Below are 26,281 nucleotides of genomic sequence, written 5' to 3' on the forward strand. Positions count from 1 at the left end.
AATTATTACATATGTTTAGTAAGGTCTTCGGCACCATCATCTAAAGCATCGTGCTTAATATTAATAGCTTTCATGTAGCGTTTTAATTCTCTACTAATAATGGGCGATAAAATAACAACACCAATGATGTTTGGAACAACCATAGCAAAAATCATGGCATCTGAAAAATCTATTACAGCACCCAAACTAATGGACGAACCTACTACTACAAAAATTAAAAATAACACTTTATATACTAAGTCGGTAATTTTTCCTTTTCCAAATAAAAATACCCATCCCTGCATACCGTAATACGACCAAGAAATCATAGTTGAAAATGCAAATAAAATAACGGCAATTGTTAATACTATGGAGAAATGAGGTATCACACTATCAAAAGCAATGGCGGTTAACTCTACCCCTTCTTTAATTGGCACACCGTATTCCATAAAAGCACCATCAAAATTTGTAATTACAATAACTAAAGCCGTCATGGTACAAATTACAACCGTATCTACAAAAGGCTCTAAAAGTGCTACAATGCCTTCACTAGCAGGATATTTTGTTCGAACTGCTGAATGCGCAATAGCCGCACTACCTACTCCGGCTTCATTTGAAAAGGCACCTCTTCTAATCCCCTGAATCATAACACCAACAAGACCACCTGCAATTCCTAAACCAGAAAAAGCACCGTGATAGATTAAACTAAAAGCATCATCTATTAAATGCCAGTTGGCACCAAGTATAATTAATGCAGCCAAAACATATATACCGGCCATAAAAGGCACTACTTTTTCGGTAACCGAAGCTATTCTTTTAATACCTCCAATGATAACAACGGCGACTATCACTGCCATTGCAATACCAAAATACATACCTGCATTGGAGCTTTCAAAATTGAACAACTTTATAAATTGCGCCGCTGCTTGGTTAGCTTGAAACATATTACCGCCACCAAAAGAACCACCAACAACAAAAATGGCAAATAATACGGCTAGTATTTTTCCAAAGCCACCCATGCCTTTTTCTTTAAAACCTTTAGTAAGGTAATACATAGGGCCTCCATAAACCGTTCCATCTTTACCAACATCTCTGTACTTAACTCCCAAAGTACATTCTGCAAACTTGGAAGCCATACCTAATAAACCGGCAAGAATCATCCAAAATGTAGCACCGGGGCCACCAATTGATAATGCAACTGCTACACCAGCAATGTTACCTAAACCTACCGTTGCAGATAACGCTGCTGTTAATGCTTGAAAGTGAGACACTTCACCATGCGCGCCATCATCTCTTAATGTTTCAATAATATTGTGACCTTCATTAGGTGTTTGATCGCCATACAAGGTATCTGCTCCATGTTTTTCAATGTCTTCATATTTACCTTGAACAACACGTAATGCAGTTCTAAAGCCTGTAAAGTTTATAAATTTAAAATAGAATGTAAAAAATATGGCACCTCCCATTAAAACAATAAGTACCCAAGGAATTCTATAATTTTCTGAAAATGGAATTTCATAAAAAATACCTTCTACAAACCAACCGGTGTAGTCTTTAAAAACTCTGTCTATTTTTTCTGATGTTGATTCTTGAGCAAATGTTAATAATGGTAAAATTAGGGTGAAAATTGATAGAAGGTATTTCTTCATAAAGTTGTTGAATTAGTTTGTTTTTTCAAAGATTCGCTCTAAAAAACAGCAAGATGCTAAAAAAAAATGATTTTTTAAAACATTAGCCGCTAAAATCGCCGATTCAATACTCAATATTGTATATGGAATTTAGGGCTTCAATTTGTTCCGGTCTTCCTAAAACAATAATTTTAGAATTTGCGGCTAATTCTAGTTCCGCTTCAGGATTTACTATATACTCGCCGTTTTCATCTTTGTAACCTATGATGGTACAGCCTGTTTTTTTCCGAAGATCTAAATCTTTTATGGTTTTAACTTCTTCTTTTCTAATAAGTTTTTCAACAGCAACTTCCTCCACATTAATATCAGATTTCCCAACAATGGAAAGATTATCTAAAAACTCCATTAAACCAGGCACAACCACTAAAGATGCCATGTGGTCTCCACCAATTTTATCTGGTAAAATAACATTATTAGCACCTGCAAACTTTAATTTATCGTATGATGATTCGTTAGATGCACGGCTTATAATGTTGATATTCTTGTTTATTTGCCTTGTTGAAAGTACCACAAACAAATTATCGGCATCATTGGGTAAGGCTGAAATAAAACTAGATGCCCTATCTATTCCTGCTTGCATAAGTATGTCATCTTCATTTGCATTTCCTATAACATAAGGCACATGGTCTAGCTGCAAGCGCTCTTCCATATCTCTATTTTTCTCTATAACCACAAATGCCTTTTTATGAGCCAACAGTTTTTTTGATGCCTGTTTTCCATTTCTACCATAGCCACAAATAACAACATGGTTTTTAAAACTATCTATCTGCTTTTGCATTCTTTTATACTTTAATTCTTCAACATTATTTTTACTTAAAATATATTCGGTTATAATGGAAAGGGCGTAACCCATTATTAAAACACTCGCTATAATTAATAGTATGGTAAAGATTTTAGACTCTTGATCTAAAGGAACTACTTCACCAAAACCAACCGTTGTCATGGTAATAATAGTCATGTAAATAGCATCAACCCACGAATATCCAGAAATCAATCTATATCCCGTAACTCCTACTAGTAATATAAAAACCATCAAAAAAACGGCGGTGTATATTCTGGTTCTAAAAAATCGTGAAATTGGGTTCATAAATTATAAATCGAAAACAGAAGACCTTTTTGTGTAAACTAAATCTTTTATACGCATCCAAAATGCTAAAAACAAGTACAGAGCAAAACCAAAACCAAGTGTAACAAAGGTTAAGTACATAAATGTGGTTCTTACAACTTTAGCTCTTATACCCAAGCGCTCTGCAATGCGTTGGCACACGTAATAGCCATGTTTCTGGAAAAATAATAAAGGTTTGTAAATTCCGTTCATGCTGCAATTTAACACTTAGTTTTAAAGTTTAAGGTTTAAAAGTTATTACTAAAATTTAATTGTTGATTAGTTTACTTCCTATTGCACATTGTAAACATTTATTTTTACTACAATATTCGTTTTTAAGTTGGATAAGTGCTTGCGATTGTAATGATGATTTTGAAACATTCTTTAACCCATTAAAGGCTTCAACGATGTTATTTTTTTCTGAAGCTATTTCTGAAGCTATTTTTAAAACCAAAGCATCAACCTCCTGCCCTTTTTCTTTTGAATAACAAAATTTAATAGGCAGAATGGTATTAATTAATAATAAATCTATAAAAGATTTTGTTAGAGCTTTGGTTGATGCTTTAGATGTTTTTTGAAACGTATAATGATTATTCCAAAATGATGACGTTGAAACTTTAAAAAGTTTATAAAAACTCTCTAAACTTTCAGTCTCCATAACTTTTGAAAACAAATTTTTATGCTCAAAATACAAACTTGCCAATTGCGAAAGCCTTATGGTTGGAAAATTTGGTGGTCGCAACCTAAAAAACTGTAAAGGAACCACGCTGTTATTTTCTAATTTAAACTTTTGCTTTAAAAAATGATACTCTTTTACCAATGTTAAATAATAGGCATTCTCATAATCATGTTCCAATAAACCAGATTGTCCAAAAAACAACGCTTCTAAGGTTTGCTGATTTGCTTGTGATTTCCGCAGAACAGAAAAATCGATCGACTTTGCCATACTATAAAACGATTCACCGTTTACTTTGAGTCCGAAATTTTTAGCCAACATGATAAAAAACACAGCTTCCCAATCATTTTTGGTTTCTTCTAGAAGCGATTGAATAGTTTCTGCTTTTCGTTCTAACCGTTCAAAATACAAACGTTCTAACCAATTATTCAGCAAAAAATCATCAACTGAAGCAAAATCGTTTTCACAATGAATCCATTTTCCATTCTTAGAAAATAGTTTTTCATAATTATTTAAAAGGTCTTTATTAATAAAATCTTTCAGTTGTAAAGTAGGGATTGCCGTATTATTATTTCTAAACACATCGGTATCATGCTCCCAAACTACATGTAAAATTACGGTATCGTACGCTTTATCTTGTTCGTGGTTATGCAGGAACCAATCGGAAGACTTCACATGAATTTCAACATTGCCCGCCCAAAGCTGCTCGCCTATTTTAAGCTGTGCGTTAAAAAAATCGGGACCTGAATTAAAATTATGCTGCCCAACCGAAGTAACCACAACGGCTTTACCTTGGGTAGTTTCTAAATTATTTAATTCAAATTTTTTATGTTTCCAGATGTAATGTAAAAAATCTTCTTGCATTACACTAAACTAATAAAACATACGCAATTTAAATAACATTTTTTTTTGTATTTTAAAACAAACTATTTAACAAAAGAAAGGTCTAAATAGTAAATCTTCATATTGTGAATCAAGAAATTCAACTTATTAAGAGACTTAAAAATCCAAAGCTTAAAAATGAAGCTTTTAAAGATTTACTTGACATGTATCAAGAACGCTTGTATTGGCATATTCGAAAAATAGTGATTACCCATGATAATGCTAACGATGTTTTACAAAATACATTTATTCGAATTTTTAATGGCATAAATAACTTTCAAGAAAAAAGCACATTAAATACTTGGATGTATAGAATTGCTTACAATGAATCGATACGTTTTTTAGAAAAAAACGACAAAAAAAAGGTTGTAACTATTGAACAAGATGACAATTTGTATCTAAAGAACTTAACTCAAGATAGTTTTTTTAATGGTGATGAATTGCAGATGAAATTAAACGATATCATTTCTAAACTTTCAACTAAACAGCAACGGGTTTTTCAAATGAAATATTTTGACGATTTAAGTTTCAATGAAATATCAAATATTTTAAACATTAGTGAAAACACATTAAAATCGGCATATTACAGTGCTGTTAAAATTATTGAAGAAAAAATATTAGAAGAAGTATAAACAAACTTTTGAAAAAAATAAGGGTCTAATCAAATTTAAGATTAAAAATTATGAAAAATTCAAATCAAAATAAAGATAACATTTCAAGCTTTCACAAAGACAAACTTGGGATGGACATTCCTGAAGGTTACTTTGCAAAATCTAAGGAAAATATTCTTAGCAAATTAATTATAAAACCAGAAGCGCCAAAACAAACTGTTTTTTGGCTTAAACCCATGGTTTATTACCCTATTGCTGCCAGCATCGTACTTGCTATGGCGCTTACTCTTTGGATGAAAAATGACATTACAAAAAATGATAACCAAATAACAACTACTGAAGAAAAACAAATTTTAAATTCAGAATTTTTAGATGGCGATTTTTTAATAACATCGCTTATGGTTTCAGACTCCCAAATGAATACTTATTTAGACAGTTACATTATAAACAATGTGGTTATGGAGGCCGAAAAAGACGAACAACAACTAGAAAACATTTTTCTTAATTCTGTTTTGATAGAAGACTCATTAATAAATAGTTTTTTAGATAAAAGCCTTATTGAAAATTTTATTTTATAAATCCAAACTATTTAAAGTTTTTGGGTTCTAAGAAGTATAACAGATTGAATAACATAAATTTATAAATCATGAAAACACAAGTAAAAACATTAATTGCATTATTCAGCTTAATAATGCTTTTAACAACAGGAAGCACTCTTTTTGCTCAAAACGATGATTACACTCCAATTATGGAACAATTAACTGTTCAACAAAAAAACATGCTAAAAACACAACGCCAGTTAATGTTAAAAAACAGAGACCAACTTAAAGCATCGTTAACCCAAGAACAATTGGCCATTTTGCAAGACAAAACTCAAACCAAAGATCAAATAAGATTGCGTTTGAAAGAAACATTCACAGATGCTCAAAATCAAATGGTTCAAACCCAAGAAGGACAATTACGTCAAGTTAGAGAACAATTCAGACAATCTTTAACTCAAGAACAAAGACAAATGCTACAAGAACGTATGCAACAATCAAGACAAGCATCGGGTCAAGGAGAAATGAGAAACGGAGAAGGTTTTGGAGCTAATGGTGGTAATGGAGAACGCGTTAGAGACAATATTGGAAATGGCAATGGAAACGGAAATGGGAATGGCAATGGAGGTAGCTAAAAACTCTAAAAAATGAAACCATTTCATTCCATATTTAAAAATCGATTCATAGCACTTTGGTTGCTACTGTTTACAGTAGCAACTTCTGTTAGTTTACACGCTCAAGAACCCAAAGAAGATGAATTGGATTTGCTTCTTGACGAACTGTTTTTTAATGAAGAACAATTCATTAATGACATTTTAGATTCTTTCAATTCCTATAATTTTATTTACACAAACGTTTCATTTAATAGCAATACGTTTTTTTCAGGGAGAGATTCTGGTATCAATCAGTATAATTTAGTACCACAAATATCCTATTATAGTTCTTCTGGTTTTAATTTAAGTATATCTGGCATTTATTACGAAGCCTTTGAGCCTAATTGGGACTTTACCAATGTTTCCATTGGTTATTACAATACTATTGGCGAAAAAAAACGTTTCAATTATAATATAGGTTACACACATTACTTTTTTTCAAATGGTTGGGATACTTTTACAAACTCTATAGACTTAACTTTAGGTGTTAGAAATAAAAAAAGAACTTTAGGCACAAAATTGAATACCTCCTATCTGTTTGGAACAGACCAATCGTTTCAATTAGTATCACGTAGTTATGCCAATATAACTTTAGCTAGCGAAAAGAATTATAATGTTAAATTAAGACCGCAAATTGGCTTTCTTATAGCACAACAAACTACAGCTTTAGAGCAGTTAAATACACAAGGTGATGTCACAACAATCGAGTATATTTATAATGATGTTTTCAACTTATTGAATACACAAGTTAATATCCCAATAAATCTCTCAACCAAATCATGGGATTTTGAAATAGGATATAACATTAACTTTCCTTCTCGTGTTGAAACCGAACCTGATTTAAAAACGACTGGTTTTCTAAATGTATCCATTGGCTATTTAATCGATCTTAATTAGAAAAAAATCACAAAAATAAAATCGATTTAGGTTTATATTTTTCGTGTGGTCTACATAAGTTTTAAAGCTCAATTCAAAAATGTTTTTAAAAGTTACATAACTTTGAAGAAAATTAAATTACATGGAAGAATTAACACTTACCACACCCGCTGTTCTATTTTCAGCCATCTCATTAATCATGTTAGCATATACTAATCGGTTTTTAGCATACGCAGTAACTATTAGAGACTTGCATTCAAAATACCTTAAAAAAAAGGATCAGGTATTAATGGCGCAAATACAGAACATAAAACAACGCTTGTACCTCACGCGGTCTATGCAAATTTTTGGTATTTCCAGTTTGTTATTATGCGTTTTAACCATGTTTTTAATTTATATAAAACAACAAACTTTTGCGATTTGGGTGTTTGGAACGGCTCTTATTTTATTAATTATATCGTTAGGATTATTAATTAAGGAAATTCAAATTTCTGTAAAAGCGCTGGAACATCATATTAGTGATATTGAAAATAATTAGGATTATCTTCCTTTAAATACTTCAACAAGAACCTAAATTTAAAAAAAAACATTTAAACCAAAAGTTTTTAACTGAATCTGTGTCTAATCCATATAATTGATTTCAACAATAAGTAAATGACAGATGAAGAATTAATTTCGGGTATTATTGATGAAAATCAACTATATTTTAAAATTTTTGTTGATAAGTACCAGTCTTTGGTTTTAAATACGTGTTTCCATTTTACACATAACAAAAACGATGCGGAAGATATTACACAAGAAGTGTTTATAAAAGCCTATCAAACTATTGAAAAATTCACATTTCAATCCAAAATATCAACTTGGTTATACCGCATTGCCGTAAACAAATCACTCAATTTTATAAGAGACAATAAAAAGAGAACTATTTTTAAAAGTCTTGAAAGTTTTTTCAGTAGCAATGTTAAATACAATCCGCCAACAGAAGACACTTTAGCAGAAGATGCCTATGATGACATTAAAACACAAAGGCTCATCTCATTAAGAAACGCCATTAATTTACTTCCCGAAAACCAAAAAACAGCTTTCATTCTACACAATTATGAATCTATTTCATATAAAGAGATAGCGACTATTATGGATGTATCTATCGCTTCGGTGGAAGGCCTCATCCATCGAGCTAAATTGAACATCCAAAAAAATATTTTAAAAAAAATAAAAAAAAGCAAAAGTTTATAACCAAACCTGTGTCCTATATATAAAAGCATGAACCATGAAAACTAAATTATCACATAATACCATACTCAAATTTTATAACAAACAACTTTCACACGAAGAAATGAAACATGTTGGTAATTGTATTGATAATTCACGTGAACTTAAAAATATTTTAAATGAATTGGAAGCTACTTACCATTTAACCAATGAAAAGGAAAGATTAGAAAACAATCCGTATTTGTTTATGGAAATCAGCAATAAACTCAATAAAAACAAAAATCAAGACACGAGTTATAGCACATACTTACAAAGGGTTTTTCGACCAATTATGGCTTTATCATTAGTATTACTAACCCTATATACAGGTTATTCTATTGGAAATTTAGCTAGTGAAAACAGCCAGCAATTTACAACGCAAACATACAATTCGGAATTTTACTTTAATGATTTGCAACTAGAAAAAATGGAAACCGTATTGTTAATAAAAGAATAAAAATGCAAAAAAATATTAAAATATTATTAGGAATCATAGGGCTTTTGGTACTACTGAACCTAACTATTGTGGGAACGATTTTATATAGAAAAAATGAAGTAACTAGATATAAATCCCAAGAAAATAGCCAAAAGGTGTTGCCAACCAAGCGCCTAGGTCGTTTTTTTAAGGAAGAATTAAATCTATCAAACAAACAACAAAGAGCGTTTCAAGCTATAAGACAAAAATACCATCAAAACTCAGATATGCTTTTAGAAAAAATGGATGAAAATAGAAACGATATATTAACAGAGTTGGGAAAAGAAACTTCGGATACCATGAATCTAAAAAAGCTATCAAAAGATTTAGGTTTTCTGCACACAGAATTAAAAAATTTAACCATGAACTACTACCTCGATATGAAAGGTATTTGTAATGAAAAACAAAAAGAGAAATTGTTCCAAATTTTTAAAAGTATGGTGAATGTAAACGGCGATATTTCAATGCCGGAAGAAAAAAATTACAAAAACAATTAGTAAAAAAATCATTTAAAAAATAATAAAATGAAAACAACAAAAATTAGTACACTTGCAACCTTAGCAATAGTATTGCTATTTAACATCAATACCTATTCACAAAATACAGGTATGGGTAAAGGGATGCAAAACAGACCAACTTTCGAGACTTTTGACCAAAACAAAGATGGGTTTATAACAGCCTCGGAATTTACAGAAGCCAGAGCGCAAAATCAAACTGAGAATGCAAAAAAAGGTGGTATGATGAAAAACATTGCGAACGCACCATCATTTGAAAGTATTGATTTGAACAAGGATGGTAAAATATCAAAAGAAGAGTTTACAAAACACCAAGCAAGCAATGCCAATAGCAAAGGCAATAAACAAGGCACAAAAAATGGTAAGAACATGCAAAACAGTCCTGCTTTTGAAACTTTTGACATAGACAGTGACGGAAAAATTACAGCAGCAGAGTTTGAAAAAATAAGAGCCGAAAGACAAGCTCAAAATGCTGAAAAAGGTGGAAGAATGCAAAACATCGATAACGCGCCATCATTTGAAAGTATTGATCTAAACAAGGATGGTGTGATTTTGCCCGCTGAATTTGCTAAAAATCAAGCAAAAAGACTTAAAAACAAATAATTACAAATGTCAGGTGTTTTTTAATAGCACCTGATATTTAACTTTTACAACAACAAGAACAACAACATGGTAGATTTATTAAAATTATTAACCGTCGCTATTACATTAAATGTTTTCCTTATTTCGTGCAACAACAAACAAACAAAAACTGAAGACGTTACAGCAATAACACAATCCGACCTTATAAAAACGGAAGGCTATAAACTTATGGAAAGTAAATGCTATATCTGTCATTTTGAAACTCCCGACCCTGCTAAAATGAACCAAATGATTGCGCCTCCCATGTTACGTATTAAGGAACATTATTTACCAAATTATCAAAACAAAGAAGATTTTATAGCAGCAATAATGAATATTGTAAATAATCCTTCCGAAGAAAAAACCTTGATGCCAGGAGCCGTTAAAAAATTTAATTTAATGCCCAAATTAAATTATAATCAAGACGAATTGAAATTAATTGCTGAAACTATTTATGAATATGAATTTGGTTCTGCCCCAAAAATGGCAATGCTTATGATGGGAGACTTACGGTTAGATGATAATGGAAACCCTTGGAAATTAAAACCTGAAACTATTGAAAAAGCCGATAGTATTTTAAACAGATTATACAGTTTTAAATCAAATAACATCAAAGATTACAATCAATTAGGGAAAGATGTATTTGAACAAGCTAAATTTATTATGCTCGATAAATCTTATACAGGTGATAAATTTGATCAAATACATAATTTCTTCTATAGCGTAGAAGACGATATGCATGCATTAATTGAAGAAAAATCGATTGAAAATGCTAAAACAACGGTTGAAGACATGAAAACAAAATTCAATAATTTTTATAATTTCTTTTCAGCAGAATAAACCAATAGACAACGATCGTTTAAAATATTCTCGACCCTAAAACAATATAATTTTTAAAAAACAATGGTATTTACGGCATTTTTTATTTAGGAAGTACATAACCTGAAAAAAAAATACTAAATTATGCTCGTTAGGAAAAACGAGCCGACTTTATTGGCTACCATCAAAATTTTCGTAACTAAAACCATTAATAAAAACGCCAAAAAACAATATGATTATAGACGTTCACACCCATATAAATAATTACCACGAAGACCGAGTTGTATCTTTAGAAGATTGCCTTAACAAGCTTACTGAAACCATGCAGGAAAACCAGGTTGATTATTCTTTGGTACTTTCATCATACAAAGTAAATGAGCATAGGCCGAGTACTAAAAAAGTGGTAGAGGCTATTAGTGGACGCAACAATCTTGGGGTGGTTGCAGGAATTAGTTACCTTAATTACAACCACCGCGATTTAAAAGAAATTAGTGAGTACTTGGAATCGGGTCTTATAAAAGGTTTAAAATTCTATCCTGGTTATGAACCGTTTTATCCTAATGATATCAGATTGAAAGTCGTGTATGATATGGCTATTGAATTTGATGTTCCGGTTATGTTTCATTCCGGAGATACTTACGCCCCAACCGGGAAAATAAAATATTCGCACCCCATACATATTGATGATTTAGCGGTTGATTATCCCGATTTAAAAATTGTGATTTGCCATGTAGGGAACCCATGGATTAAAGATTGTATGGAAGTGGTTTATAAAAACGAAAACGTACATGCCGATATTTCCGGTTTGGTTTTAGGCGATTTCTCCGATAAGTTTGAGCGCTATATGAAAACCGAAATTGAACAAATGATTACCTATGCTGGCGACCCAAAATATTTACTTTATGGAACCGATTGGCCTATTAGTAATATGAAATCCTATTTGAAATTCATGAACCAATTAGAACTTCCTCAAGAAAAAAAAGAATTAATTCTTTGGAAAAACGCCGCCGAATTATTCAAAATTGATGTAAGTAAATTGTAATGGAGATATTCAAATTTAATACTAAAAGCGATATTACAAATTGGAAAACCATTAATGATGTGGTTATGGGCGGCAATTCAAATAGCTTATTTACCTTGAACGATGCGGGTTATGGTGTTTTTAGTGGCAAAGTTTCATTAGAAAATGATGGTGGATTTTCGATGGTTCAATATCATTTTGATGCTAAAAACGTATCTACTTTTTCCAAAGTATATATCAAAGTAAAAGGCGATGGTAAAAATTATCAGTTTAGAATAAAAAGTAAAGCAGCCGATAAACACTCCTATATAGCCTCTTTCAACACCACTTTAAATTGGAGTATTATTGAAATTCCTTTCAACAGTATGTATCCTGCTTTTAGAGGTAAAACCTTAGACTTGCCAAACTACCCTGCTGAGCAGATGGAACAAATTGCTTTTTTAATTGGCAATAAAAAAGAAGAAACTTTTAAATTAGAAATTGACAGCATTATACTGGAATAAAGTTACATAACACCTATCGAACTAATTTAATAGTAATAGAAATTCACAGCAAGACTTGCAACGAACAACGCTCCCCTTGTAGTAACCCTAAAACCAATTAAACTTTATGGTTTTTAACTATTCAATTAAACTCTGGCTCTAACCGCATATCTTTTAAGGAAATAAGTTTTCCGTTTTCGTTTATGGCTGCAAATGTAAATACAGATTCAACAGCTTTTAATCTATCGTAGCTGTGCATGTTTTCAACCCAAATTTCTACTTGAATATCGAGTTTAAACTTGTCCATATTAACTACTTTTCCTGTAATTTCGGCAATGGTTCCTGGCTTTATAGCATGTTTAAATTTTATTTTATCCGTAGAAATGGTAACCATTTTTAGTCGTGAAAAGCGTACGGCGGTTATATATGCTACTTCGTCCATCCATTTCATAGCAACACCTCCAAACAGGGTTTCATGGTCGTTTAAAGTATTAGGAAACACCACTTTAAACTGCTTTGTTTCCGATTTTTCTATTCGTTCTTCTAAATGCATCTATATATACTTTATAATTGTTTGTTTGAAATTTTCTATCCATAATGAACATGCGTTCAAAATTATTTTACAAATATATGTTTAATTATTTTATTTATGAACCTAGGTTCATTATATTTGAAGCAAATAATCTTGCCCTTAATCTATTGAAAATGGCCTAGTACTGGTTGCTACAGTTTTTTTAAGATTAAAGTATTTGATGTTTTAAATAGAGATTGAAATGAAAGTGATTACACTTATAGAAAATACATCGGTAAACGAACATTTAAATTCGGAACACGGAATATCACTGTATATTGAAACGGGCAACCATAAAATACTCTTTGATACTGGAAAAACCGATTTGTTTATTAAGAATGCCAAAAAATTAGGTGTCGATTTAGACAAAGTAGATACGGTTATTATTTCGCATGGGCATTACGATCATATTGGTGGTTTAATACATTTTTTAAATATGAACCAACAAGCGACTGTGTATTTGAAAAAGGACATATTCAATTTTCAATATTTATCCATACGCAATAAGGAAAAAAAACAAATTGGGTACCCAACTGAATTACTAAAGTATGAACATCGATTCAAATTCCTTGAAAACACACCTTTAAGTTTTGATGGCATGCACATTATTCCGCAAATTGATAGTGTTTATCCACTACCAAAAGGCAATGGTATTCTTTACAAAGAAAATGACGATACACTAATAAAAGACGATTTTAAACACGAATTAGTTTTTGCAATACATACCAAAAGTGGCCTCCATATTTTTTGCGGATGCGCCCACAATGGTGTTTTAAACATGGTATTGGCCGTGAAAAACTTATTGCCCAACCAACGTATAAAAACCGTTATTGGCGGGTTTCATTTAATTGATTCGAATGAATTTATTAAAACCGAAACCGATGAAGAACTGATAAGTTTAGGTACTGAATTAAAAAAATTAACAAACGGCGCAATCTACTATACAGGACATTGTACGGGAAGTAATGCTTTAAATAAACTTACATCACTATTGAAAAACGATTTAAAAACACTTACAACAGGTAAAGAGATTATACTTTGAAAAGATTAAAATAAAAAACATATAATAAATTAAAAAAAATAAAATTATGAAAATTGCAGTTCCAGTAACAGAAAACAACGAAATAGACGACCATTTTGGACATTGTGAATATTACACCATTTACACTGTATTAGATACTAATGCCATTGTTTCTATCGAATCGATGGAATCGGTAATAGGTTGTGGATGTAAATCCAATATCGCAACTACACTAGCCGATTGCGGCGTAAAAGTAATGCTCGCAGGCGGTATTGGTAACGGCGCCATTAACAAATTAAACAAAGCAGGTATTGATGTGGTTCGTGGATGTTCGGGAAACCCAACCGATAACGTAAAACTGTTTTTACAAGGCGAACTTGTGGATAGTGGCGAGAGCTGTAGCGAACACTCACACGATCATGGGCATGAATGTAGCCATTAAAATAAGCCTATAAATAAAACTTATTGTTAATTGCAAATAGAATTAGCAATAAGTTTTAATATTTTTTAATTGAAAGCTATTCGAATCTAATGGCTTTTACGGGCGATATTTTTGTTATAATGTATGAAGGCACTAAAAGCATCAACAAACACAGTATTAATGTCCCCAAGTTTAAAGTTACAATGTAACTAAAGCTTATATAAACAGGTGCTTCCGATACATAATACACGCTAGGATCTAACGGAAATAATTTGAAGTATTTTTGCGCAAATAGCAAGCTTAAACCTATTAGGTTTCCCCAGAAAAGCCCTAGGACAATTAGGTAACCAGCGTTATATAAAAACAGCTTGCGAATACTCCAATTGTTGCTACCAAGCGCTTTTAAAATTCCAATCATTTGGGTGCGTTCCAGTATTAAAACCAAAAGTGCGGTTATCATGTTAATACCAGCTATTAAAATCATGATGCCTATAATGCCATAAATGTTTTTGTCGAATATATTTATCCACTCAAAAACGGATGCATATTTTTCGGTGATGGTTTGTGTGTTTAATGTAGGTGGTGTATTGTGGTATATTTCGATACTTTTTGTGGGAAGCTGGTCATAATCATTTAAAAAAACTTCAAAATTGCCAATTTGGTCTAAATTCCAATTATTGATGCGTTGAATATGACGAATATCTCCTAATAAATATTGAGCATCCAAATCTTGAAACCCAGAATTGTAAATACCTACAATTTTATAGGTGATGATGTTTGGTATTTTTTCAGCATCGTCTTTTGGGAATACCATTTGGAAGGTGTCGTTTGTTTTAAACCCTAACCTATTGGCTAAATATTGTGATATTAAAACATCTTCGTTTCTGTCTTTGGTGTAGTCTGGAAGCTTGCCATCTACTAAAAATTCTTTGAAGTATTCCCAGTCGTAATCGGCACCCACCCCTTTTAGGTAAGCAGCCTCAAAATCGGTTTCCGTTCTAATAACACCAAATCTGGAAGCCACAGCTTGCACATGTTTAACACCCTCAACCGATTTAAACTCCGGATAAAAATTTTGTTTTGTAGATAGAGGCACTAAACTTTCTTGAGAATTATTACTATCAAAGTTTGTAATAGTTACGTGACCGTTAAACGCCACTACTTTATCTCGAATCTTTTGTTGTAAGCCAATACCCGTTGCAATGGCAACCATCATCACCACGATACCAATAGCAATGGCAGCAATGCCAATTTTTATTATTGGTGCTGAAACACTACTTTTATACGCTTTACTACCAATAATGCGTTTAGCTAAAAAAAACTCGTAATTCAAAATATACTATGCGGTTTAATATTGTCAAAAATACAGTTTTATTATTTGTTTTAGGAATGATTTCTTGCGGAAACTTTTCGAAGAAAAAAGCCGATGGATTTGTGACCGAAGACCAGACAACAAATACCCAAATTCCAAAACCCAAAACCCAAAACCCAAAACCTAATACCCAAAACTCCCAAATAATTGTTGGTGCGAACCAAACGGTGGCTTATTTACCATTGTTGAAAGGGAAACGCATAGGCATTGTAGCGAACCAAACTTCTGTTATTTTTAAGAAAAACCTAAAGCCCAAAACCCAAAACCCAAACTATACTCATTTGGTGGATTCTTTGATTGCTTTGAATGTGAATGTGAAAACTGTTTTTGCGCCAGAGCATGGTTTTAGAGGAACTGCCGATGCTGGGGAACATATTAAAGATGGTATTGATACTAAAACGGGCGTTCCAATCGTATCGCTTTATGGCGATAATAAAAAACCAAAACCCGAACAGCTTAAAAATATTGATGTCATGATTTTTGATATTCAGGATGTAGGCGCACGTTTTTACACTTATATTTCTTCGCTACATTATGTGATGGAAGCTTGCGCTGAAGGTAATATTCCTGTTTTAATTTTAGATAGACCCAACCCAAACGGACATTACATAGATGGACCAATTTTAGAAATGGCAAACAAAAGTTTTGTGGGCATGCACCCAATTCCAGTAGTTCATGGCATGACTATTGGTGAATATGCTACTATGATAAACGGTGAAAAATGGTTAAAAAATGGAATTCAATGTGAATTGAAAGTGATTCCTATTAAAAATTACACCCACCAAATGCCGTATAGTTTACCAATAAAACCGAGTCCGAATTTACCAAATGATAAATCCATCAACTTATACACCAGCTTATGTTTTTTTGAAGGTACCAATGTGAGTGTGGGGCGTGGTACCAACACACAGTTTCAAGTATTTGGTAGTCCGTTTTTAGATAAAACAAACTTCACCTACACATTTACACCAAAACCTAATGAAGGTGCTAAATCACCTTTATATCAAGATAAAATTTGTTATGGCACTAATTTAACAACTGCTAAAAATTTAAATAGTTTAAACTTGGGATGGCTCATTTCAGCTTATAAAAACACTAAAAATAAAGCCGATTTTTTCAATAGCTTTTTTATTAAATTAGCCGGCACAAAAAAATTACAACAACAAATTGAAGCTGGTTTAAGCGAAGCCGAAATAAAAACAACATGGAAACAAGGATTGGAAAGCTTTAAAGAAACTAGAAACAACTATCTGATTTATAAGTAACTATGAAAAGAATTATTGCTTCTATAATGCTATTACTAGGCGCTGTAGGATTTACACAAACCATTGAAGGCCCTAATCTCATAAAAACTAGAGAGGCCAAAAAACTAGCTAAAAAATTCTTGAGAAAACAAGGCATTACAGGCATGTCTATTTCAGTATCCCAACATGGTGAACTCATTTGGTCTCAAGGTTTTGGTTATTCCAATAGAAAAGAAAAGATACGTGTAAAACCAGATACCACTATTTTTAGAATTGCGAGTATTTCAAAATCCATCACTGCTGTTGCTTTAGCTAGACTAGCAAATGACAAATTAATCGACTTAGATTCAAGTATTTATAAGTACGTTCCCGAATATCCCAAGCATAATTATGATTTTACTATTAGGCAACTTGGTGGTAATTTAGCAGGCATTAGGCATTACAAAGACAATGTTGAGTATGCCTTAAACAAAAAAATGAGTATTACAGAAGGGTTGGATTTATTTAAAAACGATGACCTTTTATACGAACCTGGAACGCACTACAACTACAGTTCTTTTGGTTATGTATTGTTGAGTGAAGCCATACAAAAAGCAACGCAAACACCTTTTGAAACTTTAGTAACCGATTCTATTTTTAAGCCATTAAAAATGACACATACTATGGCAGATGTATCAGATGCTGAAATACCTAACTTAACCCAGTTTTACAGAAGTTCTGCATTAAAAAAACGCATTATAGCAAAACCTGTCGCCAATGAATACAAAGTTGCAGGTGGTGGTTTTTTATCAACTTCAGAAGATATTGTAAAGTTTGGTAACGAACTTATTTTTCCTAAAATTTTATCAGAAAAAGCGATAGCTGAAATAACGACCTCGCAATGTTTAATAACTGGCGAACGCACAGGCTATGGTATAGGTTTCTCCTGTGAGAAATCTGTAAACGATACACCAAAATTTTATCATACAGGTGGAGGTGTGGGCGCTTCATCCATATTAATGGTATTTCCTAAAGAAGAAGTGGTTATTACCGTTTTGACCAACTTGACAGGTGTAACCATGACGGATTTCGGAAAAGAGTTAGAGAATGTATTCGTTAATTAAGTTTTGGGTATTGGGTGTTGGAATTTAGTTTTTGGTTTTTAGTTTTTGGGTTTTGGGTTTTGGGTTTTGGGTTTTGGGTTTTGGGTTTTGGGTTTTGGGTTTTGGGTTTTGGAATTTAATCAATAATAGTCGGTTTTTTATACTTTTGAAATGGTTGTTTCAGTAAATCTTTAATGTTGCTATTTTCTTTTTCATCTGGAAACACATCCACGCCGTAAATAATCTGGTTTCTATCTAAAATCATAAAGGTTCCGAAGAGTCTATCCCACACCGAAAAAATATTTCCGTAGTTAGAATCGGTATAAGGCAATTTATAATGATGGTGTACTTTGTGCATATCAGGCGACACTAAAACGTAACTCAACAGAGCATCTACTTTTCTAGGTAATTTTATGTTGGCATGCGTAAATTGCGTCGCCAATACCGACATCGATTGGTACAACAGCACAATACCCATAGGCGCACCAATAACCAACACACCTAAAAGTGTGAATATAAACCGGATAACACTTTCTAAAGGATGGTGCCTGTTTGCGGTTGTAGTATCCACATTATGGTCAGAATGATGCACCAAATGCACCATCCAGAGCGGTTTTACTTTGTGTTCTACAAAATGTGGCAAATAGGCACCAAAAAAATCCATTAAAAAAACTCCTAAAAGGATATACAACCCTAGTGGCATTTCAGGTAACCAATTTAGAATTCCGAAGTTGTTTGCCATCACCCAATCGGCCGATTTTAACAATAAAAAAGCAAGCACAAAATTTATTATGATGGTTGTTAAAGTAAAAAACAGATTAGGTATCGCGTGTCGCCATTTTCCATAATTGAATTTGAATAAAGGGACAGCGCCTTCTAAAAACCAAAAAATAGTGAGTCCACCCACTAAAATCAAGCTTCGGTGTGATGAAGGAATGGTTTCAAAATAGTTTAAAAAAGTTTCCAAGTTTTAGCTTTTTGTTTTAAATATAATCAAAATGCTTTAAAAGAAATATAGTTGCATAGAAACATAGCTTCAAAGTTGCAAAGTTTTACAGTGCCATTTTCTGAATACTTGGACTGAAAATTCATTTTGTCTGCAAAGGCGCTAAGACGCAAAAGAGAAAAATTGTTTCGTTGAGATAGATGGAGTTTTCACAAAGATTCACTGAGGATTTCTAAACCGAAAATGAAACTATGAATGAAACTGAGACTGTGACTACGACTGAAAACTAAACCTTAATCCGTTTCTTCATTTCTTCAACTATATTAAAAGCTGCAGGACACATCTCAACATTCTTCAAAGTTAAATTTGAAATTTGTTGAAACTTTTTTCTATCGGTATGCGGGAATTCACGGCATGCTTTTGGACGTACTTCATAAATAGAACAATAATTATCAGCTCCCAAAAAGGTACATGGCACACTTTGCAGTACATAATCGTTATCTTCATCAATACTTAAATATTTAGTGATAAATTGCTGAGTTTTCATTCTAAAATGTTTTGCAATACGCTCAATATCTTTATCGGTAAATAGTGGCCCAGTAGTTTTACAGCAATTGGCACATTCCAAACAATCCGTTTTTTTAAACTCAGCATCATGCAATTCTTGCATGACATAATCTAAATTTTTAGGTGGTTTATTTTTTAGCTTCGCGAAGAATTTTTTATTCTCGTTATGTTTATCTTTGGCGAGCTTTGAAAGGTTTTTTATGAAGTCTTGCATGGTGTAAAAATAGTATTTTTGTCATTACGATAGAAGAGTGACTGAAGTAATCTTTAAAAGTGAAACTTAAATTAAAAGATTGCCGCGACTTAAAAAGGTCTCGCAATGACGTAAAACATCATGAAAGATTTATTTGGAAAAGCCTTATTGGATTACCAAAACGGGAATTACACCGAAGATATTATTACATCTACCAACATATCTGAAGAAGACGATTTGCCACTACCCTACTTGTTTCGCAGTTTTAAAGACATGCCTAAATTAGAGCAAAAAGCATTAAAACTAGCCAAAGGCAGTATTTTAGATGTTGGTTGTGGTGCTGGTAGCCATAGTTTGTATTTACAAGAAAAAGGGTTTAAAGTGAAAGCCATCGATATTTCAAAAGGAGCTATTGAAGTTGCTAAACAACGTGGTGTTTTACATGCTGAAGTTAAATCGCTTTTAGATGAAACCGAAACCTTTGATACTATTTTGTTACTGATGAATGGCACAGGCATTTTTCAAGAATTGGTAGAAGTTTCAAAATACTTATCGCATTTAAAAAGTCTGTTGAATGCTAACGGACAAATTTTGATTGATTCTTCCGATATTGAATATATGTATGAAGATGAAGATGGTGGGGTTTGGATGGATATGAATGCAAGTTACCATGGCGAACTCGATTATTTTTTAAGTTATAAAGGTGAAGAAGAAGACCCCATGAAATGGTTGTACTTAGATTTTGAAAAACTACAATTAGCTTGCGAAACCGTGGGTTTAAAATGTGAACTGGTTGCTGAAGGGGAACATTTTGATTATTTGGCTAGATTAATTAATTGAAGCTAATCACTTTTAATAACTCAAAAACTTAAATGAATGAATCATTGCGAGGCAATAAGCAATCTCATATATCTTTAGACTATTATAATAAAAAGATTGCTTCGTGCCTCGCAATGACTGGCTTCGCAGAAATGACAAAAAAATTAATTTTTAAAACGATAATGTCCGATAATCTTAAAATCGAACAAACAATCTTCTAAAACTTGTCCTGCACCAATATTGTGAACAATTAAATACCGTTTCCCGTCATTAGATTTTTTGTTTACTACAATTCCAATATGTGTTATAGCACCACCTAAATTCCAACAAACAATATCTCCAGGCAGATAATCTTTGGCATTTTTTGTAATGGGTTTACCTGCTCCTTTTCGTTCAAAATAAGTCATTAAATTAGGAACGCGTCTGTGGTCAATATTGTTATCTGTAGCTTTTAAACCCCATATTTTTGGGTACATATTGAAATGAACTTTCATATCCTCGTGTACCTCCTTCTGCAAATCTACACCCATTTTTCTGTAAGCTCTAATAACCACGTCTGTACAAACGCCTTTATTGGCAGGCACATCGCCATTTGGATATGGAATAGAAAAATAACTAGGATCGTAGGTAACTTTTTGTTTTGTTAATTCTAAAGCAGCTTCAGAAAGTGTTGCTTGTTGAACTACATTCTGTGAAATACAAAAGTTAACCCAGAAACATAAAACAATTAAGAATACCCTTTTCATTTAAATATGAATTTCAATTTGAAAGATTCCTGCTTTCACAGGAATTTTAAAAATCAAACTTATAAGTAGCACCCGCTAAAAACTGTGCCGCTTGCACAGGGAAGTTTTGCCATTTTTGGTACGCTTTATTCCCTATATTGTTTCCTTTTGCAAATATGGAAAGTTGATCGTTTACATGATAGCCTACGTGTAAATTAGCATCAAAATAACTATCTAAAGTTACTACCATAGAGATTTTTTCTAAAACATTATTATCAATACTTAATAAATCTTTTCGTTCACCTACATAAAATAAATTGGCTCCAGCAAACCACTTTTCGTTTATCTGATAATCTAAAAACATAGAACCTTTAAAACTTGGTAAATTCCACGCTTCTGCTTGATGCTGGCTATTGTAACTAAAAGTTTCACCTTTTAAAGCCAATTTAAAGTTTCGGTTTACATCAACATTTAATTCAGCAGAAACACCCAATGTTTTAATATCATCATACACAATTTTAAACGAATTTCCATATTGATAATCTTCATCATTCAACATATCAAACGATGTTAAATTATTTATAAACAGACCTTTATTTCTATCAGAAATGTAACGTCCGCTAATATTATAACTCACATTACTAGTTACTTTTCCTTTTAAACCCACATAAGCATTATATAGTTGGTCGGTTGGTTTTATAAATAAGGTTGGAGATACAAATGGGTTTTCGTTCGCAAAACCATAATAAGAATTTTGTATCAAGTCGCCTTGAATACCACCATAAGCAATCAACACATCGTTTACCAATCTATAGGTTGCAGTGACATTTGGATATATAAAAATCTTACTCTCTTTCGCTTCATTATCTCTCATAAAAAATAACGATGCACCTATATTTAAGGTTAAATCGTCTTCAATTATTTGATATGTTGGAGAAATACCTACCTGAAAATTTCCGTAATTTAATGCTTCAGTTGTATCATATCCGTTATCAAAACCACCTCCTAAATAATCTATAACCAAATCGGTTGAAATTTCATAATCATTTATAGGCACATCCACCTTGCCTTTAAATGTAAATCTGTTTTCCGATGATCCCCAGTTATCACTAAAATGTCTTAAAAGCACACTTGCAGAATTAATATAGGTATCTTCAAAAGTTAGATCGCCACCCAAATGGGCATTGAAAAAAGCATGGCCAACATCCAATACATTAGTAAACCCTTCATCATTAGCGTAATTTTCTGGAAGTCCGTACCAATTATAAGTTTGATATTGAAAACCACCTTCTGCATTCCATGACAAATCGCGTAAGCGTGATGCGTAGTTTACATTTATTTTTGAATCTGAAAAATCATCATCCAGAAGAACACCTTCAATACCGCCACGAGAAGAATGATGGCTGAAATAACCACCAACACTTTCATTACGGCTAATGGCTTGATTTAAATACACTTCACCTAAAATAGTTGTGTAACTACCAAGCCCTAAAGTTGCATAATTATCGAATAATTTTATAGGTTTTGCTTTCTCAACGGTTGCCGCCTTACCTTTTGCTGGAGTGAACGTTGAAGCTACCGGAAACGAAAAAATATTGTACTTAATATCCTTTTTAGATTGTGTGGTTTCATCATTTAAAGATGGTACTTCTTTCACTTTAAAAGCATCAGATATAGTTGGTGTATATGGTTTTACAACATCTATAACACCTGTATTGATGGTGTCGGTTGATTTTACTTGAGAAAAACCAAAGGTTACACTTAGTACAAAAACTGCTAATATTATATTTTTTATTTGCTTACGCATATGTTTTTATTTACGATTTTTAAACAATTGACAATTGACAATTAATTTCCTCCTGCTTGAATAGACGAATTAGTTTTAGCTTCTTCTGATTTTATTTTATTTAACTCTGCTTTAGCTTCGGTAACGACATCATTAAATTCTGTGAAATTTTGAATCACACTTTCTAAAATGTAAGTGGCTTGAAACGCATCTTTTAACGCATAGAAATTCTTAGCCATAAGCACTAAACCTTTAGCGCTGTAGTATTTATAACCAGAATAATCTTTTGCTAATTTTTGAATGGTTGTGTTTGAAGCTTCGTATTTAGCATCTTTATTTTTAAAATAAGCATTGTAGTATAAGGCTTCGGCAGCTGTTTCACCTGTTGCAACACTTTCAACTTTAGCATAGGCTTCTTGCGCTTTGGTTTCATTGCCTGTTTTTATGGCAGAACGCGCAATAATAACATTCGCATCGGCTTTAATTTTATTATCAATTTTCGAACTTGCTAATACTTTTTCAGCATAAGCTACTGCTTTATTGTAATTTTCTAATTGATAATACGCTTTCATTAAGTTAGATTGCGCAAACACCACATTTTGTGGAAAATTAGCTTCTTCTTCCAAACGTTCCAATAACGGAATGGCATTCTTCCAGTTTTTGCTTTCTAAATAAAATTGCGATAAGCGAGACAATGCTTCTTCTGTAAATTCACTTCTTGAAGCATCTACCACATATTTATAATGAGGTGACGCATTCTCCATCAATCCTTTTTTATAATACATTTGAGCTATATAAAAATGGGATTGTAAAGCATGCAAACCACTTGGAAATTGATTTAAATAGCCATTAAATTGGTTAATAGCTTTATCGGTATTGTTATCTAAATATTGTTTTTCGGCTGCTTCATAGGTCGCATTGTCCAAATCAGCATCGGTAACCTCCACATATTTTAAGGTTTTTACCCAAGAAGCGTATTCGCTAACACGACCTAAATCGATATAAATTAAACGTGCAGTAGCTACGGCTTGCACCGCTTCGGGTGTTTCTGGATAATCGGTAGCTACTTGTTTAAACTTGGCTAAAGCTTGTTCATTTTTACTACCATTGTAATATACCAAACCTTGTCTTAAATGCGATTTTGGCACAAATGAACTCATTTTATATTCAGAATTCAAACGATTATACATTTGTATCGCTTTATCGGTATCCCCATTTTTTACATAGGTATTTCCCAATTCGTACATTGCATCATCACGAAGTTTTGATTGTTGGTATTCTGAAATAAATTGTTCTAATTCTTTTATTTTTTTTGAATCTTGACCTATATAACCCGCACTTATCGCTTTTTGGAAAAAGGCATAATCGGAATCGGCAGTCCCTAATTTAATGGCACTTTCATAAGCATTGATACCGTTTTTATATTCACTTGAAACAAAGTAAGCATCGCCCAAACGCAAGTAAGCATCATGCAATCTCACATTATCTGTTTTTTTATTGGATGCTATATATTGATTGAAATACTGTGCCGTTTGCGAATAGCTTTTCAGCTTAAAATAAGTATAAGCTAAGTTATAATCGATATTTTTATATTCTGGTGTTGATGCAGCAGCCGATTGTTGTTGAAACTGTTTAAAACCAATTAACGCATCATTATAATTGTTTAAATTATAATCGGTTTCTGCTTTCCAAAAGGTTGCCCTGGCTGTAAAAGAAGCATCACGAGGTTCTTTTATAGACGATTCGAAAAGCGCTTTCGCTTCTGTGTAATTACCTTCATTATATAATTCTAATCCTCTATAAAACGCTACTTTTTGGTAAGCCGCTTTGTTTTCAAAACTCTTTTTACCTTCAAGCAATTTTAATGCTTCTTTGTAATTTTTTGAAGTGATATAAGAATCTATCAACAAGGTTTCAATTTCTTCTCTAAAAGTTGTTTTTGGATATTTATCAAGGTAACCTGATAAAACTTGTGGTGCCGATTGGTATGGATTACCAATGTCATAACTGATTTTAGCATAGTTTAAATATGCATCTTCTTGAATTTTTAAATCGAAATCCATTTCCGAAGCATTTTTAAACGCATTTAACGCTTCCTGTTTTTTACCTAATTTAATATAACTTTCACCTAAATGATAATAGGCATTTTGCGCTATGGAATTCGTACCGCCAATAATTTTATTGAATTCTGAAATGGCTTCTTCATAATGGCCTTGTTTGTAATGTGCGTAACCCAATTGATAAAAATCGGTATTATTCCACTTCCCTTTTACGCCTTTGTAAGCTTCTAAATACGGAATGGATTCATTGTATTTTCCTAAATTGAAATAACTTTCACCAATAATTTTTGAAAGTTCAGACACTTCATTCGCATCACTTGTTTTCAATTTTGATTTTGCTAATTGAATGGCTTTTTCAAAATTTCCGAGTTTGAAATTTAAATCGGCCTGATAATATGATAATTTTTCTTTGTACTGTTCTTGGTTACTTACTTGATCGAAGTATTTGTTGGCATTATCATAATCATCGCCCTCATAAGCCATAAAACCTATATAATATTTAGCTTGCGAACCGTATTCTTTTGAATTCTCAACACGTGTTAAATATTGCTTCGCTTCTTTATATTGTTTACTTGTAAATGCCGAATAACCATTGTTGAAATAAAACTTTTGTTTTTCAGCTCTTCCCAATCCGCTTTCATCTACCTTATCATACCATTTTCTAGCATGCGCATATTTTCCGTTTACAAAATAATAATCGGCAACATCAATAAAAGCCGTATTACGTTTTGTACTTGTTGGATATTCTTCAACAAAATTTTCTACCAATTGGTCCGCATTCTGTTGATTTAAACGCACGGCACAATTAGCAATATAATAAGCACAATCGGACAACAAAACGGTTTCTTTAGTGTCTTTTTTCACACTTCCAAATAAGGATTGTGCCGCAAGATATTGCTGGTTATTATAAAGTGACAAGGCTTTTTGATATTCTGCTAAATTACTCGTGTAAGTAGCAGATTGTTGTGCCCATATTTGAAAACTAAAACTTATGGCAACCAAAAGGGAAACGCTCTTTTTTATAGTCATTAACAATTTATTTTTAATTTGGTATCAAAGATAATTTAATATAAAATCTATAACGCAACAATCGTGCTATAATTATAAACCGAGTTATTAAAAATTTACGAAAAGGAAAAAAGTCGCAATAGCGGTTTTCAGTCTCATTAACCAAAAAACTCTTAACCACTTTGAACCTCTGCAACTTTGAAGCTTTGAAACTTTTTACTTTTAACTTTCCACTTTTAACTTTTATATAATACTTTTACAACACAAAAATTT

28 protein-coding genes are annotated in these 26,281 nt (G+C 32.3%); 17 read left to right on the forward strand and 11 right to left on the reverse strand.

Features of this window, described 5'->3' with window-relative positions; genetic code table 11:
- Positions 1 to 5: 5 nt before the first annotated feature.
- From EV196_RS06820 to EV196_RS06835, 4 genes are all read right to left on the reverse strand, one after another.
- Positions 6 to 1,628 (reverse strand): alanine/glycine:cation symporter family protein, encoded by a 1,623-nt coding sequence (locus EV196_RS06820; RefSeq protein ID WP_132216652.1) that lies wholly within the window; start codon positions 1,626 to 1,628, stop codon positions 6 to 8.
- Between the two features lie 103 nt (positions 1,629 to 1,731).
- Entirely contained in the window at positions 1,732 to 2,754 is a 1,023-nt protein-coding gene (locus tag EV196_RS06825) for a potassium channel family protein (RefSeq protein WP_132216655.1), read from the reverse strand.
- A 3-nt stretch (positions 2,755 to 2,757) separates the two neighbouring features.
- Positions 2,758 to 2,985: a PspC domain-containing protein gene (locus tag EV196_RS06830; protein WP_132216658.1), complete on the reverse strand. Its 228-nt coding sequence runs from the start codon at positions 2,983 to 2,985 to the stop codon at positions 2,758 to 2,760.
- Positions 2,986 to 3,040: 55 nt separating this feature from the next.
- Entirely contained in the window at positions 3,041 to 4,312 is a 1,272-nt protein-coding gene (locus tag EV196_RS06835; RefSeq protein WP_132216661.1) for a DUF2851 family protein, read from the reverse strand.
- Positions 4,313 to 4,416: 104 nt separating this feature from the next.
- Between EV196_RS06835 and EV196_RS06840 the strand changes: the two genes are divergently transcribed.
- The 12 genes from EV196_RS06840 to EV196_RS06895 all read left to right on the forward strand — a co-directional run bounded on the left by EV196_RS06840 (position 4,417) and on the right by EV196_RS06895 (position 12,214).
- Complete coding sequence (locus tag EV196_RS06840; RefSeq protein WP_132216664.1) at positions 4,417 to 4,962, forward strand: RNA polymerase sigma factor; 546 nt, start codon at positions 4,417 to 4,419, stop codon at positions 4,960 to 4,962.
- 50 nt (positions 4,963 to 5,012) lie between these two features.
- Positions 5,013 to 5,519 carry a hypothetical protein gene (locus EV196_RS06845; RefSeq protein ID WP_132216667.1) on the forward strand — a complete coding sequence of 169 codons (507 nt, stop codon included), beginning with the start codon at positions 5,013 to 5,015 and terminating at the stop codon, positions 5,517 to 5,519.
- A 68-nt stretch (positions 5,520 to 5,587) separates the two neighbouring features.
- The gene (locus EV196_RS06850; protein WP_132216670.1) at positions 5,588 to 6,115 is read left to right on the forward strand and encodes a hypothetical protein; all 528 of its coding nucleotides are present in this window, start codon (positions 5,588 to 5,590) and stop codon (positions 6,113 to 6,115) included.
- A 12-nt stretch (positions 6,116 to 6,127) separates the two neighbouring features.
- Positions 6,128 to 7,030: a hypothetical protein gene (locus EV196_RS06855; protein ID WP_132216673.1), complete on the forward strand. Its 903-nt coding sequence runs from the start codon at positions 6,128 to 6,130 to the stop codon at positions 7,028 to 7,030.
- A 121-nt stretch (positions 7,031 to 7,151) separates the two neighbouring features.
- Positions 7,152 to 7,547: a DUF2721 domain-containing protein gene (locus tag EV196_RS06860; protein ID WP_132216676.1), complete on the forward strand. Its 396-nt coding sequence runs from the start codon at positions 7,152 to 7,154 to the stop codon at positions 7,545 to 7,547.
- Positions 7,548 to 7,663: 116 nt separating this feature from the next.
- On the forward strand, positions 7,664 to 8,245 hold the full coding sequence (locus tag EV196_RS06865) for an RNA polymerase sigma factor (RefSeq protein WP_132216679.1): 582 nt from the start codon (positions 7,664 to 7,666) through the stop codon (positions 8,243 to 8,245).
- Between the two features lie 34 nt (positions 8,246 to 8,279).
- Positions 8,280 to 8,717 (forward strand): hypothetical protein, encoded by a 438-nt coding sequence (locus EV196_RS06870; RefSeq protein ID WP_132216682.1) that lies wholly within the window; start codon positions 8,280 to 8,282, stop codon positions 8,715 to 8,717.
- Between the two features lie 2 nt (positions 8,718 to 8,719).
- Entirely contained in the window at positions 8,720 to 9,232 is a 513-nt protein-coding gene (locus EV196_RS06875) for a Spy/CpxP family protein refolding chaperone (RefSeq protein ID WP_132216686.1), read from the forward strand.
- A gap of 27 nt (positions 9,233 to 9,259) precedes the next feature.
- Entirely contained in the window at positions 9,260 to 9,853 is a 594-nt protein-coding gene (locus EV196_RS06880; RefSeq protein WP_132216689.1) for an EF-hand domain-containing protein, read from the forward strand.
- 66 nt (positions 9,854 to 9,919) lie between these two features.
- Positions 9,920 to 10,711: a hypothetical protein gene (locus tag EV196_RS06885; RefSeq protein WP_132216692.1), complete on the forward strand. Its 792-nt coding sequence runs from the start codon at positions 9,920 to 9,922 to the stop codon at positions 10,709 to 10,711.
- A 211-nt stretch (positions 10,712 to 10,922) separates the two neighbouring features.
- On the forward strand, positions 10,923 to 11,732 hold the full coding sequence (locus EV196_RS06890) for an amidohydrolase family protein (protein ID WP_132216695.1): 810 nt from the start codon (positions 10,923 to 10,925) through the stop codon (positions 11,730 to 11,732).
- Positions 11,732 to 12,214, forward strand: coding sequence for a CIA30 family protein (locus EV196_RS06895; protein WP_132216698.1), 483 nt, complete (start codon positions 11,732 to 11,734; stop codon positions 12,212 to 12,214). Before EV196_RS06890 ends, EV196_RS06895 begins: the two co-directional genes overlap by 1 nt.
- A gap of 121 nt (positions 12,215 to 12,335) precedes the next feature.
- Here the strand turns inward: EV196_RS06895 and EV196_RS06900 are convergent, their stop codons facing one another.
- A complete protein-coding gene (locus tag EV196_RS06900; RefSeq protein WP_132216701.1) occupies positions 12,336 to 12,746 on the reverse strand; it encodes an acyl-CoA thioesterase in 411 nt (136 codons plus the stop codon).
- A gap of 220 nt (positions 12,747 to 12,966) precedes the next feature.
- Between EV196_RS06900 and EV196_RS06905 the strand changes: the two genes are divergently transcribed.
- Entirely contained in the window at positions 12,967 to 13,806 is an 840-nt protein-coding gene (locus tag EV196_RS06905) for an MBL fold metallo-hydrolase (protein ID WP_132216704.1), read from the forward strand.
- 46 nt (positions 13,807 to 13,852) lie between these two features.
- The gene (locus EV196_RS06910) at positions 13,853 to 14,227 is read left to right on the forward strand and encodes a NifB/NifX family molybdenum-iron cluster-binding protein (protein WP_132216707.1); all 375 of its coding nucleotides are present in this window, start codon (positions 13,853 to 13,855) and stop codon (positions 14,225 to 14,227) included.
- 76 nt (positions 14,228 to 14,303) lie between these two features.
- On the opposite strand, the gene EV196_RS06915 is transcribed toward EV196_RS06910, so the two are convergent.
- Positions 14,304 to 15,539 (reverse strand): ABC transporter permease, encoded by a 1,236-nt coding sequence (locus EV196_RS06915; RefSeq protein WP_132216710.1) that lies wholly within the window; start codon positions 15,537 to 15,539, stop codon positions 14,304 to 14,306.
- An 8-nt stretch (positions 15,540 to 15,547) separates the two neighbouring features.
- Here EV196_RS06915 and EV196_RS06920 point away from each other — a divergent pair, with 8 nt between their 5' ends.
- Together EV196_RS06920 and EV196_RS06925 are read left to right on the forward strand one after the other, a co-directional pair.
- Positions 15,548 to 16,843, forward strand: coding sequence for an exo-beta-N-acetylmuramidase NamZ family protein (locus tag EV196_RS06920; protein ID WP_132216713.1), 1,296 nt, complete (start codon positions 15,548 to 15,550; stop codon positions 16,841 to 16,843).
- A 2-nt stretch (positions 16,844 to 16,845) separates the two neighbouring features.
- Positions 16,846 to 17,925 carry a serine hydrolase domain-containing protein gene (locus EV196_RS06925; protein WP_132216716.1) on the forward strand — a complete coding sequence of 360 codons (1,080 nt, stop codon included), beginning with the start codon at positions 16,846 to 16,848 and terminating at the stop codon, positions 17,923 to 17,925.
- Between the two features lie 115 nt (positions 17,926 to 18,040).
- Here EV196_RS06925 and EV196_RS06930 read toward each other — a convergent pair whose 3' ends face one another.
- Together EV196_RS06930 and EV196_RS06935 are read right to left on the reverse strand one after the other, a co-directional pair.
- A complete protein-coding gene (locus tag EV196_RS06930) occupies positions 18,041 to 18,871 on the reverse strand; it encodes a sterol desaturase family protein (RefSeq protein WP_132216719.1) in 831 nt (276 codons plus the stop codon).
- Between the two features lie 265 nt (positions 18,872 to 19,136).
- Positions 19,137 to 19,631, reverse strand: a complete 495-nt coding sequence (locus EV196_RS06935) for a YkgJ family cysteine cluster protein (RefSeq protein ID WP_132216722.1) — start codon at positions 19,629 to 19,631, stop codon at positions 19,137 to 19,139.
- A gap of 120 nt (positions 19,632 to 19,751) precedes the next feature.
- On the opposite strand from EV196_RS06935, the gene EV196_RS06940 reads away from it, so the two are divergent.
- The gene (locus EV196_RS06940; protein WP_132216725.1) at positions 19,752 to 20,450 is read left to right on the forward strand and encodes a class I SAM-dependent methyltransferase; all 699 of its coding nucleotides are present in this window, start codon (positions 19,752 to 19,754) and stop codon (positions 20,448 to 20,450) included.
- Between the two features lie 143 nt (positions 20,451 to 20,593).
- Here the strand turns inward: EV196_RS06940 and EV196_RS06945 are convergent, their stop codons facing one another.
- The 3 genes from EV196_RS06945 to EV196_RS06955 are packed head-to-tail and all read right to left on the reverse strand — an operon-like array spanning position 20,594 to position 26,029.
- Complete coding sequence (locus EV196_RS06945; protein ID WP_132216727.1) at positions 20,594 to 21,175, reverse strand: DUF1287 domain-containing protein; 582 nt, start codon at positions 21,173 to 21,175, stop codon at positions 20,594 to 20,596.
- Positions 21,176 to 21,221: 46 nt separating this feature from the next.
- Positions 21,222 to 22,961 (reverse strand): porin family protein, encoded by a 1,740-nt coding sequence (locus tag EV196_RS06950; protein ID WP_132216730.1) that lies wholly within the window; start codon positions 22,959 to 22,961, stop codon positions 21,222 to 21,224.
- 41 nt (positions 22,962 to 23,002) lie between these two features.
- On the reverse strand, positions 23,003 to 26,029 hold the full coding sequence (locus tag EV196_RS06955) for a tetratricopeptide repeat protein (RefSeq protein WP_132216733.1): 3,027 nt from the start codon (positions 26,027 to 26,029) through the stop codon (positions 23,003 to 23,005).
- Positions 26,030 to 26,281 lie beyond the last annotated feature (252 nt).

Source organism: Mariniflexile fucanivorans, assembly GCF_004341235.1.
Lineage (GTDB): Bacteria > Bacteroidota > Bacteroidia > Flavobacteriales > Flavobacteriaceae > Mariniflexile > Mariniflexile fucanivorans.